Raw genomic sequence first — 14,655 nt, forward strand, 5'->3', positions numbered from 1 at the left:
GCAATCTCCCCGTCAGAGACAGGGAATCACGATCCGCGAATAATGCAACGGTTCCACAAGGGGAGAAGGGCTTAGGTGCGCGTCTTCGCCGCCACCGACCGCAGGCCGGCCAGCAGGGCGTCGCTGGTCGCGTCGGTCTTGCAGCCCGCCGTCAGGATCAGGCGCATGGCCTGGACGTGGACGCCGACCGAGGGCCAGCTCCAGGCGTTGTTGGTCTGCATCCGGTCGGCCACGTCGCACAGGCTGTAACCGGCGTCATACAAGGGGCCGGTGTCGAAGAAGCCCGCCGTGTCCAGCAGCGACGAGGCCAGTTGATAGACCTGGGGCTCGCTGCCCGGAGCGGCGGCGGCGGCGACCAGTTCCAGCTCGGTGATGGTTCCGGCGACCGTGATCATGACGTCGTCGCGGTGGCGGTCCAGACGCTCGTTGGCGCGGCGCTCAATGTCGGCGACGGTGCGACCGCCCGGCTGGGCCATCTGGCGGGCTAGGGTGGTCTTGATCTTCAGGGTGCGAGCTTCGGTCATAGCGCGACCCTCTGGGGTTTAAGCAACATATCGATGTCGGACTGGTCCATATTGGCCTCGACGGCGGCGCCGACGTGGGTCGACAGGTCGCCCTGACGACGGCCGGGAATGCCCAGCGGCGGGCCGAAGTTGCGGACGCGGCGGTCGGGTCCGACGTAGTTCTCGCTCTCGACGAACTCGCGCTCGTCGCCCGCCAGCCAGACGATCCGCTTCAGCAGCACCGCCGGGGTCAGGGGTTTGGTGATGACGAAGCTGACGCCGCAGTCGCGCCCCTCGCGCACCTTGGATTGCGAAGCATGGCCGGTCAGCAGGATGACGGGAATGAAGCGCAGCGGCGCCGGGGTCTCGCGCCGCAACCAGCGGGCGAAGGCGTAGCTGTCCATCGCCGGGTCGGAACAGTCGATGACGATCAGATCGACGGCGCGGTTCTGGATGATCCGCACCGCCTCGACCGCCGAGGCGCACTTGATCTGCTCCTTGACGCCGAAGCCGTGAAAGACCGAGCTGAGCATATCCAGCGCCTGCGGATTGTCGTCGATCAGCAGGACGGTGGATTGCTCCAGATTGACGCGGTCGGTCGCGCTCATCGGATCAGTCGAACAGCAGCAGGTCGCCGGAGACGGCGGCGGGGGCGGTTTCAGACAGGGGTCTGCCCCGGAACGACAGTTCGCGCAGGCGGTCGGCCATCTCGGCCAGAGGCAGGGCGGCCAGGGCCGTATCCATCGGCTGATCGGCGGCCAGGGCGCCGGCCAGCCCCGACAGGGCGTCGACCCGCTGGCTCAGGACGTCAAAGGCCTGCATCCGCGTCAGGTAGGTCAGGCGTTGCTCCGGCGGCGCGCCCTTGACCAGTTCGGACACCAGATCGCCGGCCTCGTCGATCCCGGCGCGGATGTCGGCCAGTTCGGCCGAGACGGCGGCCAGCAGGCCCTTGGTATTGGGGTGGCTCATCAGAAAAGCTCCAGCGCGCCGGACTCGACCGGCGGCAGGCGCGGCGGCGTCGGGCGCGGGGCGACCGCGTCCGTGACCGCGCGTTGCAGCGCCCGGCCCGTCACCGGCCAGTAATGCAGTCGACGCCCCCCGGCGCCCCGGAGGCTGGCGCCGACGACGGGTATGCCTTCGTCGGCCAGAAAGCGTTCGGCGAAGTCGGCGTTGGAGGCGCCGACATCCTTGAGCGAGTCGAACATGCGGCCGCCGCCGAACAGCTTGGCCTCCAGACGGTCGCGACGACCGCCCGCCTTCAGCACGTCGTTGATCAGCAGCTCCATGGCGTAGGCGCCGTAGCGACGCCCCGCGTCGGTCCCCGCCCCTGCGCCTTCGGGCAGCAGGAAGTGGTTCATGCCGCCGACCCCGGCCACGGGATCGCGCAGGCACATGGCGACGCAGCTGCCGAGCACAGTGGAGAGCACGACGTCGCGATCGGACGTCACAAGATGCTCGCCCTGGCCGACATGGACGCGCCTTTCGGTCGTCTGCTGATCGCGTGCGGCGTTCACGTCAGCGGGCCGAAGACGCCTTCCAGCTTCTCTTTCAGCTGGGCGGTGGTGAAGGGTTTGACCAGATAGTTGTTCACGCCGAACTGCACGGCGCGCTGCACCAGTTCACGGTCGGCGCGGCCGGTCAGCATGATGAAGGCGGTCTTGGAGGTCGGCGGGTGGGCGCGGATGGCGCGCAGCAGGCCGAGGCCGTCGAGGTTCGGCATGTTGAAGTCGGAAATGATCAGGTGCACCGGCTTGGTGATGGCGGCGCGCAGACCCAGCTCGCCGTCGGCGGCTTCGGAGATTTCGCGCACGCCGATCTGTTGCAGGCTGTTGCGGATCAGGGAGCGCATGGTCAGCTGGTCGTCGACAACCAGAACATTGAGGGCGGAGGCGGCAGGCATAGGCAGTCCTTACGCAACAGGCTTGGAGGCGTGGGCGCCGGCGGCGCACAGGTCGAGGATGGCGGGGGCGAGACGGGGGAGAGACAGCTGGCGCTCGACGGCGCCCAGCTCGAAGGCGGCGCGCGGCATGCCGTAGACGACGCAGGACTGCTCGTCCTGGCCCAGGGTGCGAGCCCCGGCCCGACGCATGGCCAGCAGGCCCTTGGCCCCGTCCTTGCCCATCCCGGTCAGGATGACTCCGGTCATCGGGCGGCCCTGGCGGGCGACCGCGTTGAACAGGACGTCCACGGACGGGCGGTGGCCGTTGACCGTATCGGCCACGACCAGACGGCAGCGGCCGTTGGCGACCTCAAGATGGGCCTCGCCGCCGGGGGCGATATAGACGTGGCCCGCCTTCAGCGGCGCGCCGTCCACGGCCTCGGTGACGGTGGCGCCCGACATCTTGTCCAGACGGGCGGCGAAGCTCTTGGTGAAGGTGGCGGGCATGTGCTGCGTCACCACCGTCGCCGGGCAGTTGGCCGGGAAGGCCGACAGGATGTTCAGCAGAGCCTCGACCCCGCCGGTCGAGGCGCCGATGGCCAGGATGTGGTTGGGGTCGGCGCGATAGGCGCCGTCCACCGCCTTGGCCTCGCGCGTTTCCAGCGGGCGAACACGCGAGCGGGCGGCGATCTTCACCTTTTCGGCCAGGTCGCCGAAGGCCTCCTGGGCCGAAACGCCGGGCGCGGGCTTGGCCACCGCATCGACCGCGCCGATCTCCAGCGCCGCCAGGGTGACGTCGGTGCCCGCCTGGGTCAGGGTCGAGACCATGACCACCGGCATGGGCCGCAGCCGCATGATCTTTTCGAGGAATTCCAGCCCGTTCATATTGGGCATCTCGACGTCCAGGGTGATGACGTCGGGGTTCAGCTCCTTGATGGCGGCGCGGGCCTCCAGCGGATCGGCCGCCGTGCCGACCACGGCGATCTCGGGGTCGCGGCGCAGGACGGCGCTGATCAGGCTGCGCATGGTGGCGCTGTCGTCGACGATCAGGACGCGGACGGGATTCTGGCTCATGCCCGGCCTCCCAGCTTGTAGGCGGTCAGGCCGCAGGTCTGCAGCTGAGCCGTCGCCGGGCCGCTGACGCGTTCCGAGTGACCGATGTAGAGAACGGCGCCGGGGGCCATCAGCGGGGTGAAGCGGCTCCAGACCATCTCCTGGGTCGCGTCGTCGAAATAGATGACCACGTTGCGGCAGAAGATGACGTCGAACCTGCCCTTCATCGGCCAGTCGCCGATCAGGTTCAGCTCGCGGAAGGACACCAGGCGACGCAGGGTCGCGTCGGCGCTGAACTGACCCGGCGAACCGGGGACCGGGGTGAAATGCTTGCGGCCAGACGCCGGCACCGGCGACAGCAGTTCGTCGGAATAGATCCCCGCCGCGCCCTCGGCGACCATGTTGGGGTCGATGTCGGTGGCCAGGATGCGCACGTCCAGATCGGCGGCTTCCGGCAGGACGTCGAGCACGGTCAGGGCCATGGAATAGGGCTCCTGGCCGTTGGAACAGGCCGCCGACCACAGGCGCACGCGCCCGCCGGCCCGCGCCCGCGCCGCCAGTTCCGGCATGACCTGATCGCGCAGGTGATCGAAGTGGTGCGGCTCGCGATAGAAGCGGGTGACGTTGGTGGTCAGGGCCGCGGTCATGGCCTGACGCTCGTCGACGCCCTCCACGCCCTCGATCAGGGCGCAGTAGTCGCGGAAGCTGCGCAGACCCAGCACGCGCAGGCGCTTGGCCAGGCGGGAATAGACCAGGGCTGCCTTGCCCTCGCTCAGGGCGATGCCGGCGTGGGCGTGCAGGGTCTGGGCGATGTGGCGGAAGTCCTCGGCCGTGAAGACGAACTCGCCTTCGACCAGGGACGTGCGCCCAGTGGCGGTCGTCATGCGGCTTCGGCTTCGCTTTCAGCCGGCAGGACGTGGTTGAGGTCGATCAGGCTGATCATGCGGCCGCCCTCGACGGCGAAGATGCCCTGGACGAAGGTCTTGACGTGGTCGCTGGCGACGTCGGGCGTCGGCTGGATGGTCGAGTCCGTCAGCTGCACGATGTCGGACACGGCGTCGACCAGCAGGCCGACCAGACGGCTGCCGATATGGGCCACCATGATGACGTGGCGAGCGGTCGGCTCCGCCGTGGCCAGGCCGAAGCGGGCGCCCAGGTCGATGATCGGCAGGACGATGCCGCGCAGGTTGATCACGCCCTTCATGTAGGAGGGCGAGCGCGGCAGGGGCGTCGCCGGGGTCCAGCCGCGGATCTCGCGGACGTTCATGATGTCGACGCAGAATTCCTGCTCGCCGATGCGGAAGGCGATCAGTTCCCGGTCGGCGCCGGCGACGTTGGAGGTGACTTCGGTCATGGTGTTCAGCTCGCCATCTTCAGTTCGGGGCGGTTGGATTTGCGGTGCCCGGCGATGACCAGGGCGTCGATATCGAGGATCAGGGCGACGCTGCCGTCGCCCAGAATGGTCGCGGCGGAGACGCCGTCGACCTGGCGGTAGTGGGTTTCCAGGCTCTTGATCACGACCTGGCGCTGGCCGTTGATGGCGTCGACCAGCAGGGCGGCGCGCGAGCCGGCCTCGGTCTCCACGATCATGACCACCCCGCCCGTAAGTGTCGTGGCGTCGTCGCGGAAGCCCATGACGCGGCCCACGTCCACCATGGGGACGAACTCCTCGCGGAAGCGGATGACGGCGTCATGGCCGCCGACGTAGTGGACGTCCTCGATGCGCGGCGTCAGGCTCTCGACGATGGCCGACAGGGGGGCCACCAGGGTCTGGCCGGCGGCGGACACCACCATGCCGTCCAGCACGGCCAGGGTCAGCGGCAGGCTGAGGGTGAAGGTCGAGCCCTTGCCTGGGTTGGAACTGATCGAGATGCGCCCGCCCAGGGCCTGGATCGAACGACGCACCACGTCCATGCCGACGCCGCGGCCCGAGACGTCGGTGATGGTCTCGGCGGTCGAGAAGCCGGGCAGGAAGATCAGATTGTCGACCTCGTCGTCGGTCAGGACGGCGTCCTCGGCGATCAGGCCGCGATCCACGGCGATGCCGCGCACGCGGGGGCGGTTGATGCCCTTGCCGTCGTCGGCGATCTCGATGACGATCCGGCCCGAGCGGTGCAGGGCGGCCAGACGGACCGTGCCCTCGGCGGGCTTGCCGGCGGCTTCGCGCTCCTCCGGGCTTTCCAGCCCGTGGTCGATGGCGTTGCGCAGCATGTGGGTGATCGGCTCGGCCAGGCGTTCGACCACGGTCTTGTCGACCTCGGTGTCTTCGCCCGACGTGACCAGACGCACGCGCTTGCCCGTCATCTCGGCGACTTCGCGCACCAGGCGCGGCATGCGCTGGAACACCGACTTCACCGGCTGGGCGCGGATGGCCATGACGCTGTCCTGAATGTCGCGCGTCAGCAGTTCGAGGTCTTCCAGACCCAGGGCGATGTCGGACGACCGGGCCAGGCCGCTCTCCATGACGCGCTGGGCCAGCATGGCCTGCTGGATGACCAGCTCGCCGACCACATTGATCAAGCGATCGACGCGGTCGAGATCGACGCGGATCGTCACCGGAGCGACGGCGGCGGGGGCTGAGGGCGCAGCGGCCGGGGCCGAGGCGACGGGGGATGGGGCGGCAGGAGCCGGAGCGGCGGGCGCGACCGGCTTGGGCGCGGCGGCGACCGGCGCAGGCGCGGCGACGGGCGCGGCTTCGACCGGCGCCTTGGCCTGGGCCAGCAGGGCGGCCAGGTCGAACGCGGGCTCGGCAGGCGCGGCGTCCAGCACCGGCAGCGGCGGCAGGGCGGTTTCGGCCGAGGGCGATCCTCCGTCCAGGGCCGTGATGCTCAGGTCGCAGTCCATCTCGACGAAGTCGAAGACGTCGCGGACGGCGGCTTCGGTGACGTCGCCGGTCAGGACGATGGTCCAGATCAGATGGGCGTCTTCGGCGTCCAGCGCTTCCAGCGACGGCAGGCCGCTGGCGTCCAGCTCGACCGAAGTCTGGCCCAAACGGGTCAGTTCGCGCAGCAGCAGGCTGACATCGTTGGCGCTGGCGTAGAGGCGCGGATGCGGACGGAAGACGATGCGCCAGCCCGCGGTCAGGGCGGCGGCCGAGGGCGCGGCCAGGTCCGGCAGATCGAGCGAAGGCAGGTCGAGGGCGGGCAGATCCAGCGACGGCAGTTCGGCGGGGGCGCCGAAATCGGCCAGGTCCAGCGTCAGGGGCTTGAAGCCGAAATCATCCTCGTCGGCGACGACGGGCGCGGCAGCGACGGCGGGCGTGGCCTGACCGTGGGTCAGGACTTCCAGCTCAGCCACCAGACCGGCCGAACGCGCGGCGTCGACCGGCGCGCCGGTCCCCTGGGCGGCGGCGATGTGGTCGGCCAGGACGTCGGAGGCGCGCAGCAGGGTCTTGACCGTGACGTCGTCGCATTCCTTACGGCCTGAGCGCAGCTCGTCCATCAGGGTCTCGAAGACGTGGGCGAAGCGGACCAGGTCTTCCAGACCGAAGGCCCCTGCCCCGCCCTTGACCGAGTGGACGGCGCGGAAGACGGCGTTGATCGTCTCGATGTCGCCCTCGCCGGTCTCCAGCGCCAGCAGGTTGGTTTCCAGGTCGCCCAGCAGTTCGCTGCACTCCTGGAAGAATGTGACCTTGATGGCCTCGAACGGATCGTCGCTCATAAGTCTGGTGTCCTCAGGCCGCGACGCGACGGACGGCGTCGACCAGCTTGGCCGGGTCGAAGGGTTTGACGATCCAGCCGGTGGCCCCGGCCTCGCGGGCGCGTTGCTTCTTGGCGGCGTCGCTCTCGGTGGTCAGGACCAGGACCGGCGTGGCCTTGTGGTCCGGGTCGGCGCGCATGCCCTCGATGAAGCCGAAGCCATCCATGCGGGGCATGTTGATGTCGGTGATGACGATGTCGGGGTTTTCGGCCCGCAGCACCTCCAGACCGTGGACGCCGTCCTCGGCCTGAACCACCCGATAACCGGCGCCCTTGAGCGCCAGCATCAGCATGTCCCGCATGGTGCGGGAATCATCGACGGTCAGGATGGTCTTGGTCACGCGAGTTGTCCTTGCGGAGCGAGGTCCGCGGCGGAGGCGCCGAAAGCGCTCCATTGCGAGGCGAAGGCCTCGGAAACATTGATGAAGGTCAAGGCCTGACCATCGGCGCGCCATGTGGCGATCGCCGACAGCAGGACCTGAAGGCAGAGGCCGCCGAGCCTCTCGACCGCCGAGACGTCCAGCAAGGCTTCCTGACCGCGCACGGCCAGGATCTGCGCCTTCAAGGGCTCGGCGGCGCGCAGATCAAGCACGGCCGGAAGAGTGATCAGGCTCGACATCAGAACTCCTCCCAACCGTCTTCGACGGGCTGGGTCTTGAGGGCGGCGCCGCCGCGACCGACGGTCTTGAGGGCGGCGACGGTCTGGGCCACCGGCTGTGCGGCGCGGGCCGGGGCGGCGGCGGGCGCCGACCTGTGCGTGGCGACCGGAGCGGCGACCTGACCCGTGCGGAAGCGGGCGACCGACGAGGCCAGGATATCGGCTTCCTGGGCCAGGGAGTGGCTGGCGGCGGTCGACTGCTCGACCATCGCCGCGTTCTGCTGCGTCACCTGATCCATCTGGTTCACGGCGGTGTTGACCTGTTGCAGGCCGGTGGCCTGCTCCTGGGCCGAGGCCGAGATTTCCGAGACCAGGCCGTCGATCTCTGCCACGCGGCTGACGATGCGTTGCAGGGCCTCGCCCGTCTGACCGACCAGGGTGACGCCGGCGCCGACCTGCTGGCCAGAGGCCGAGATCAGGGTCTTGATCTCTTTGGCCGCTTCCGCCGAACGCTGGGCCAGGGCCCGGACTTCCGAGGCCACGACGGCGAAACCGCGACCCGCATCACCCGCACGCGCGGCCTCGACGCCGGCGTTCAGCGCCAGCAGATTGGTCTGGAAGGCGATCTCGTCGATGACGCCGATGATGTTGCCGATCTCGGTCGAGGAGCGCTCGATGGCGTTCATGGCGGCGACGGCGTCGCGCACCACATTGCCGCTGGTCTCGGCGTCGCCGCGGGCCTGCTGCACCACGCCCGAGGCCTGACGGGCGCCGTCGGCGGTCTTGTTCACCGTGGCGGTGATCTCGTCCAGGGCGGCGGCGGTTTCTTCCAGCGAAGCCGCCTGCTGCTCGGTGCGGCGCGACAGGTCGTCAGACGCCTGACTGATCTCGCCGGCGCCGGAGCGGATGGCGGCGACGTTGGAGACCACCACCGACACAGCCTGCTCCAGCTGTGAAATGGCGGCGTTGAAGTTGGCCTTCAACTGCTCGGCCTTGGGCGCGACCTGAACCATCATGCGGTGGGTCAGATCGCCCTGGGCCATGGCGTTCAGGCCTTCGCCCAGAGCCGTGATGGCGACGCGGTCTTCCTCGGCGGACCGGGCCTTCTCGGCCTCGACGCGGGCCCGCTCTTCCTCGGCGGCGGCGCGCTGGGCCACGGCATCGGCTTCCAGACGGGCGTTGGCGATGGCGGCGTCCTTGAAGGCCGTCACGGCCGAGGCCATCTGGCCGACCTCGTCCTTGCGGCCCATGGCGGGGACAATGATCGAGGTGTCGCCGCCGGCCAGGCGACGCATGGCCGACGTCATGGCCAGCAGGGGCTTGCCGAGCAGGTTGGTCAGCAGGAAGGCCATGGCGGCGGCGATGATGAGGGCGACGATGACGCCGGCGATCAGCACCATGCGCGCCGACTTGGCCACCTGAACCTGAACATCGCCGAAGACGCGGCCCTGTTCGGTCTTCTCAGCGATAAGCGAACCCAGGGCGTCCTCGGCCGGGCTGATGTATTTATCCGCCGAGCCTTCGCGACCCACCATGGCCACGGCCTCGGCATAGGTCGCCGGATTGGCGGCCAGAGCGCGTCCGGCTTCGACGACGTTCTTGGCCCATTCGTCGGCGGCGACGCGCGCCGCGCGGACTTCATCGCCGCTGGTCGAATCCAGCTGGGCGATCCGGTCCAGGCTCTTGTTGAAGTTCTCGCGGTGCGCGGTCAGGCGCTCCAGATAGTAGGCGTCGCGCGAGAGCAGGAAGCCGCGATAGCTGCTTTCCTGACGCGCCAGGTAGAATTGCGCGGTCTCGGCCTCGCGCTGCACCGCCGAGGCGCGGGCGCGGTCCATCCGCGCCGTCTCCATGGCGTTCACCTGCACGAAGACCGTCACGCCCATGACGGCGATGGCGGCGATGACGACCGCAAAGGCCGCCATCAGTTTTCTTTCGATCTTCAGATCGCTCAACATGCCCATGGTCTATTCCCCCCCAGATTTCTGTTCAGTCGGCTCAGAGCGCGAACGTCAGCGCGCCCACCAGGCGGCCGTCGTAGTTCTCGCCCAGGGCGTGGCTGTCGGTGTCGTACCAGCGGACATCCAGAGCCAGTTTCTCGGTCAGCTTGTGCTTCACGCCGACATTCCAGGCGGCGTATTCGGCGCCGCCGTCAGCGGTGCGGTCGGCGATGGCGACCGAGGCCTTGGTCTTCGGTCCGACCGAAACCGTGCCCTGGAGCTCGACCCACCAGGCCTCCCTGGTCGCGGCGAAACCGTCGGGCGTATAGTTGACGCGAAGGCGGGTGTTGACCGGGCCCAGCTTGCGCGAGGCGTCGGCCTGATATTCCCAGTAGTTGGCGTCGACACCGGCGCGGGTGCCCGGCAGGTCGCGGTTCACCACCGACAGATCGAACTTGGCGCCGGCCGCCTCGGGGCGCCAACCGATGACGCTGACGATCTCGGCGTCCGAGCCTTGCGACAACTTGGCGGTGGAGGCGAAGACGCTGGCGTAGAAGTCGCCGCTGGAGACCTCGACCGAGCCGTTGACGCTGGGGTCCCCGGCGCTCTTGCCCAGGCCTTTGCCGACATATTCGCTGGCGACGCCCACCTGGGCGCTGAAGTCAGTGGCTGCAATGGAGTGCGCCTGTGCGGCGCCGGCGCCCAGCGCCACGGCGAGGCCGGCGATGAGCGGGACAATGGCGGCGCCGTTCTGGCGCCCTGGGCTACGCTGTTCGAGCATTTCTACCTCAGTGACTATGAGGTCTATCTGACCGAACAAGCGTAGATTTTTGTAAATCAGAGACTACGTAGAACTCCGCACACCGTCAGTTTTGCTAGGACGCCAGTCGGCGTGGTTAAGGCTTCGTTGACGCTGAAATCCACAGAAACTTCATCGTTAACAGCCGAAAACCATCTTTACAGTAATGGCCATTTTTTTGCCTATATACAGAACCGCGATATCAATTAAGTTTTAAGCGTGACCGCAGAAGGTCATGGTTAACCCCGGATTTGCGCAATACTCGACCAGTGTATAGAAGGCGCCTCTCGGCAAGATTCTGTAGATTTCGCTTCCACAGCTTCATCGTCCGGCGACCCAGAAGCGTGAGGAGTTCTCCCATCCCATCGGCGATGCAAAGCATCCTGTCTTTTGCGACCGCGATATCGCGCCGACGCTGGAGCGGCGTGCTGCTGGCGGTCGTCGCCGTGGGCGGGGCCATGGGTTTCAGAAGCCTGCTGGAGGGCCTGGGCCAGTTCTATTACCTGCCCTTGGTGCCTGCCGTCGTGGTCACGGCCCTGCTGGCGCGCCGCCCGGCCACGGCCCTGGCCATCGCCCTGTCCATCGCCGTCAACATGATCCTTCTGCCCCGCGAAAGCCTGGCGGACGCCCTGACCAACGCCGCGCTGTTCGCCGGCGTCACATGGCTGATCGCCGAGATTTGCTGGGGGTTCAGGGCGCTGGACAGCCGGACCCGCGACCTGACCCGGCAGTTGGCGGCCAAGGACGCCATGCTCAACACCGCCCTGGCCTCGGTGCCGGTGGTGACGCTGGAGGCCAACGGCGACATCCGGCGCCTGAACCCCGCCGCCGCCGACCTGTTCGCCCTGACCGAGAAGGCCGCGCGCGGACGCCCCTTCATCGAGCTGGCCCCCGGCTTCGACATCAACGCCATCGTCGGCTCCGGCGCGCCCGGCGGTCCGCTGGAGGCCAAGGACGGCCACTGGACCGGCCTGCGCCCGGACGGAGCGACCTTCCCTCTCAGCATCCAGTACGGAATCGTGCCGGGATCAACGGGCGGCGAACTGATCGCCCTGTGCCTGACCGACCTCAGCCGCTGGCACGCCGCCGACGCCCAGGCGCGCGAACTGCACGCCCAGCTGAACAAGGTCTGGCGCCTGAACTCGCTGGGCGAGATGGCCGCCACCCTGGCCCATGAACTGAACCAGCCGCTCAGCGCCGCCGCCACCTATCTGCACGCCAGCCAGATGGACATGGAACGGGCCGGCCCCCTGGGCGACAGCGCCCTGCGCACCACGGCCCTGGCCAAGGGCCAGTTGCTGCGGGCCGGCCAGATCATCCGGCGGATGCGCGAGCTCCTGTCGCCTGAGGCCCGTCGCCTGAACAGCGAGCGCGCATCCTCCATGGTCGAGGATCTGGGCCCCATCCTGACGATGATCGGGTCCAGCAAGGGCGTGACCATCCGCCTGGACATGGAAGCCGGTGACGACCGGGTTCAAGCGGAACGCATCCAGTTCCAGCAGGCCATGGTCAACCTGACCCGCAATGCGGTCGAGGCCGTCGGCGACCATACGGCGCCCGAGGTCGTCATCATCGGCCGCGTCCTGTCGGACACCCATTACAGCATCAGCGTCGAAGACAATGGACCCGGCATCGCCGAGGATCAGATCGACCGCATCTTCCAGCCCATGACCACCACCAAGTCCGGCGGCATGGGCCTGGGCCTGTCCGTCACCCGCACCATCGTCGAAAGTCACGGCGGTCGGCTGCAAGTCTCGAGAAGCGCGCTGGGGGGCGCGGCCTTCTCGTTCACCCTGAACCGAGAACCGAGCGTCGAGAACGCATGAGCCTCCATTCCGTATTCATCATCGACGACGACCCCGGCGTCCGCGATTCCCTTCTGGTCCTGTTGCGCAGCGAGGGCATCCGCGCCCGCGGTTTCGCCAGCGGGGTCGACTTCTTCAAGAACCTGCCCGAGGACGCCACCGCCTGCGTCATCACCGACGTGCGGATGCCCGACATGGAGGGCGGAGAGGTGGTCCGCCGCCTGGCCCAGATGCGCGGTCATGCCTGGCCTGTCATCGTCATCACCGGCCATGCCGACGTGCCGATGGCCGTGCAGATGATGAAGGCCGGCGTCATCGACTTCATCGAAAAGCCGTTCGAGCCGGGTCGTCTGATCGAGACCGTGCGCGGCTGTCTGAGCCAGCTGAACGACGTCGACCATGAGCAGGCGACCCGCGCCGCCGCCGAACTGAGGCTGACCCGGTTGACCCCGCGCGAGCGTCAGGTCTTCGACGCCCTGATCCACGGCCATTCCAACAAGGCCATCGCGCTGGAGCTGGACATCAGCCCGCGCACCGTCGAGGTCTTCCGCGCCAAGGTCATGACCAAGATGGAGGCCGACAGCCTGTCGGCCCTGGTCCGCATGGGGCTGATCCTCGGCTGATCCCATAAGGCTTGCAGCCAGACGCGCTTCGGAGCGTTATCGCCGCGACCTGAACGGAGCCTGCCCATGCCCTCTCCCGCTGACGACCGCCTGATCCGCAACCTCGCCTTCATCGACGGGGCCTGGGTAGGGGCCGACGACGGCGCGACCTTCGAGGTGACGGACCCGGCGACGGGCGAGGTTCTGGCCGTCGCGCCGGACATGGGCGCCGCCGAGACCCGCCGCGCCGTCGCCGCCGCCGAGGCCGCGATGAAGCCCTGGGCGACGAAGACGGCGGGCGAACGGGCGCGCGTCCTTCGCCGCTGGTTCGATCTGATGATGTCGGAACAGGAGGCCCTGGGCCGCCTGATGACCCGCGAGCAGGGCAAGAGCCTGACCGAGGCCAGGGGCGAGATCGCCTACGCCGCCAGCTTCATCGAATGGTTCGCCGAGGAGGGCAAGCGCACCTATGGCGACGTCATCCCCAGCCACGATGCGGGCAAGCGGCTGATGACCCTGCGCCAGCCGGTCGGGGTGGTGGGGGCGATCACGCCGTGGAACTTCCCCGCCGCCATGATTACCCGCAAGGTCGGCCCGGCCCTGGCCGCCGGCTGCGCCGTGGTGCTGAAGCCGGCCAGCCAGACCCCGCTGTCGGCCCTGGCCCTGGCGGTTCTGGCGGAGGAAGCGGGTCTGCCGCCCGGCCTGTTCAACGTCGTCACCGGCTCGGCCTCGGCCATTGGCGGCGAGCTGACGTCCAACCCGACGGTGCGCAAGATCAGCTTCACCGGCTCGACCGAGATCGGCCGCCTGCTGATGAAGCAGTCGTCCGAAACCATCAAGAAGATGAGCCTGGAGCTGGGCGGCAACGCCCCCTTCCTGGTCTTCGACGACGCCGACGTGGACGCCGCCGTGGCGGGGGCCGTGGCCTCGAAATACCGCAACGCGGGCCAGACCTGCGTCTGCACCAACCGCTTCTACGTCCAGGCCGCCGTCCACGACGAATTCGTCGCCAAGCTGACCCAGGCCACCCAGGCTCTGAAGGTCGGAAACGGCCTGGACGAGGGCGTGCAGATCGGTCCCCTGATCGACGAGAAGGCCGTGAAGAAGGTCGAGGACCACGTCGCCGACGCCCTGGCCAAGGGGGCGACCCTGCTGACCGGCGGGGCGCGTCACGCCCAGGGCATGACCTTCTTCCAGCCGACGGTTCTGTCCGGCGTGACCCAGGACATGAAGATGTGCCGCGAGGAGACCTTCGGTCCCGTCTCGGGCGTCGTCCGTTTCGAGACGGAAGAAGAAGGGATCGCCCTGGCCAACGACACCGACTTCGGTCTGGCCGGATACTTCTACGCGCGCGACATGGGCCGCATCTGGCGCGTGGCCGAGGCGATGGAGACCGGCATGATCGGCGTGAACACCGGCCTGATCTCCACCGAGGTCGCGCCCTTTGGCGGGATCAAGCAATCCGGCCTGGGTCGCGAAGGCTCGCGCCACGGCATCGAGGACTACCTCGAGCTGAAATACGTCTGCATGGGCCTGTAAGGCCCGCCGCACCGCCGGACGTCAGTCCTCGGACGGTTCCGTGTCGTCTTCGGCTTCGCCGCCGGCCTTGGCGGCCTTCTTGGCGGCTTTCGCAGCAGCCTTGGCTTCCGCCTTCTTGGCGTCGGCGCGCTCGCGCTCTTGCCGTTCGAAACTATAGTTGGGCTTACGGGCCATTGATGTCCTCTCGCGCCGGGCCGCCAAACGGCGACGTCAAACCTTCATTTGGTCCCAGTCGCCCGCTG

The 14,655-nt window shown here is 68.4% G+C and carries 17 protein-coding genes; 3 read left to right on the forward strand and 14 right to left on the reverse strand.

What is annotated here, in order from left to right:
• Nucleotides 1–71: 71 nt before the first annotated feature.
• From DXK21_RS00005 to DXK21_RS00065, 13 genes are read right to left on the reverse strand one after another with little or no spacing between them, the layout of a single operon-like run.
• Entirely contained in the window at nucleotides 72–524 is a 453-nt protein-coding gene (locus DXK21_RS00005; protein WP_114815742.1) for a chemotaxis protein CheE, read from the reverse strand.
• On the reverse strand, nucleotides 521–1,111 hold the full coding sequence (locus DXK21_RS00010; protein WP_114815743.1) for a response regulator: 591 nt from the start codon (nucleotides 1,109–1,111) through the stop codon (nucleotides 521–523). The genes DXK21_RS00005 and DXK21_RS00010 overlap by 4 nt, the downstream gene beginning before the upstream one ends.
• A gap of 4 nt (nucleotides 1,112–1,115) precedes the next feature.
• Nucleotides 1,116–1,472 carry a hypothetical protein gene (locus tag DXK21_RS00015; RefSeq protein WP_114815744.1) on the reverse strand — a complete coding sequence of 119 codons (357 nt, stop codon included), beginning with the start codon at nucleotides 1,470–1,472 and terminating at the stop codon, nucleotides 1,116–1,118.
• Entirely contained in the window at nucleotides 1,472–2,017 is a 546-nt protein-coding gene (locus DXK21_RS00020; RefSeq protein ID WP_114815745.1) for a chemotaxis protein CheD, read from the reverse strand. The genes DXK21_RS00015 and DXK21_RS00020 overlap by 1 nt, the downstream gene beginning before the upstream one ends.
• Nucleotides 2,014–2,403: a response regulator gene (locus tag DXK21_RS00025; protein ID WP_114815746.1), complete on the reverse strand. Its 390-nt coding sequence runs from the start codon at nucleotides 2,401–2,403 to the stop codon at nucleotides 2,014–2,016. The genes DXK21_RS00020 and DXK21_RS00025 overlap by 4 nt, the downstream gene beginning before the upstream one ends.
• A 9-nt stretch (nucleotides 2,404–2,412) precedes the next feature.
• On the reverse strand, nucleotides 2,413–3,456 hold the full coding sequence (locus tag DXK21_RS00030; protein ID WP_114815747.1) for a protein-glutamate methylesterase/protein-glutamine glutaminase: 1,044 nt from the start codon (nucleotides 3,454–3,456) through the stop codon (nucleotides 2,413–2,415).
• Nucleotides 3,453–4,319, reverse strand: coding sequence for a CheR family methyltransferase (locus DXK21_RS00035; RefSeq protein WP_114815748.1), 867 nt, complete (start codon nucleotides 4,317–4,319; stop codon nucleotides 3,453–3,455). The genes DXK21_RS00030 and DXK21_RS00035 overlap by 4 nt, the downstream gene beginning before the upstream one ends.
• Nucleotides 4,316–4,789, reverse strand: a complete 474-nt coding sequence (locus DXK21_RS00040; protein ID WP_114815749.1) for a chemotaxis protein CheW — start codon at nucleotides 4,787–4,789, stop codon at nucleotides 4,316–4,318. The genes DXK21_RS00035 and DXK21_RS00040 overlap by 4 nt, the downstream gene beginning before the upstream one ends.
• A gap of 5 nt (nucleotides 4,790–4,794) precedes the next feature.
• Nucleotides 4,795–7,095, reverse strand: coding sequence for a chemotaxis protein CheA (locus tag DXK21_RS00045; protein WP_114815750.1), 2,301 nt, complete (start codon nucleotides 7,093–7,095; stop codon nucleotides 4,795–4,797).
• A gap of 13 nt (nucleotides 7,096–7,108) precedes the next feature.
• Nucleotides 7,109–7,474 (reverse strand): response regulator, encoded by a 366-nt coding sequence (locus tag DXK21_RS00050; RefSeq protein ID WP_114815751.1) that lies wholly within the window; start codon nucleotides 7,472–7,474, stop codon nucleotides 7,109–7,111.
• Nucleotides 7,471–7,752 (reverse strand): STAS domain-containing protein, encoded by a 282-nt coding sequence (locus DXK21_RS00055; RefSeq protein WP_114815752.1) that lies wholly within the window; start codon nucleotides 7,750–7,752, stop codon nucleotides 7,471–7,473. Before DXK21_RS00055 ends, DXK21_RS00050 begins: the two co-directional genes overlap by 4 nt.
• On the reverse strand, nucleotides 7,752–9,692 hold the full coding sequence (locus DXK21_RS00060; RefSeq protein WP_114815753.1) for a methyl-accepting chemotaxis protein: 1,941 nt from the start codon (nucleotides 9,690–9,692) through the stop codon (nucleotides 7,752–7,754). The genes DXK21_RS00055 and DXK21_RS00060 overlap by 1 nt, the downstream gene beginning before the upstream one ends.
• A 34-nt stretch (nucleotides 9,693–9,726) precedes the next feature.
• Entirely contained in the window at nucleotides 9,727–10,449 is a 723-nt protein-coding gene (locus DXK21_RS00065) for a TorF family putative porin (protein ID WP_114815754.1), read from the reverse strand.
• Between the two features lie 443 nt (nucleotides 10,450–10,892).
• Here DXK21_RS00065 and DXK21_RS00070 point away from each other — a divergent pair, with 443 nt between their 5' ends.
• The 3 genes from DXK21_RS00070 (at nucleotide 10,893) to DXK21_RS00080 (ending at nucleotide 14,413) form a co-directional block, all read left to right on the forward strand.
• Nucleotides 10,893–12,293: a sensor histidine kinase gene (locus DXK21_RS00070; protein ID WP_245944988.1), complete on the forward strand. Its 1,401-nt coding sequence runs from the start codon at nucleotides 10,893–10,895 to the stop codon at nucleotides 12,291–12,293.
• Nucleotides 12,290–12,895, forward strand: coding sequence for a response regulator FixJ (gene fixJ, locus DXK21_RS00075; RefSeq protein WP_114815755.1), 606 nt, complete (start codon nucleotides 12,290–12,292; stop codon nucleotides 12,893–12,895). Before DXK21_RS00070 ends, fixJ begins: the two co-directional genes overlap by 4 nt.
• 66 nt (nucleotides 12,896–12,961) lie before the next feature.
• Nucleotides 12,962–14,413, forward strand: a complete 1,452-nt coding sequence (locus DXK21_RS00080; RefSeq protein WP_114815756.1) for an NAD-dependent succinate-semialdehyde dehydrogenase — start codon at nucleotides 12,962–12,964, stop codon at nucleotides 14,411–14,413.
• Between the two features lie 21 nt (nucleotides 14,414–14,434).
• Here the strand turns inward: DXK21_RS00080 and DXK21_RS16660 are convergent, their stop codons facing one another.
• Nucleotides 14,435–14,587, reverse strand: coding sequence for a hypothetical protein (locus tag DXK21_RS16660; RefSeq protein WP_170136940.1), 153 nt, complete (start codon nucleotides 14,585–14,587; stop codon nucleotides 14,435–14,437).
• Between the last annotated feature and the right edge of the window lie 68 nt (nucleotides 14,588–14,655).

This window comes from Brevundimonas bullata (assembly GCF_003350205.1).
Taxonomy (GTDB): Bacteria; Pseudomonadota; Alphaproteobacteria; order Caulobacterales; family Caulobacteraceae; genus Brevundimonas; species Brevundimonas bullata.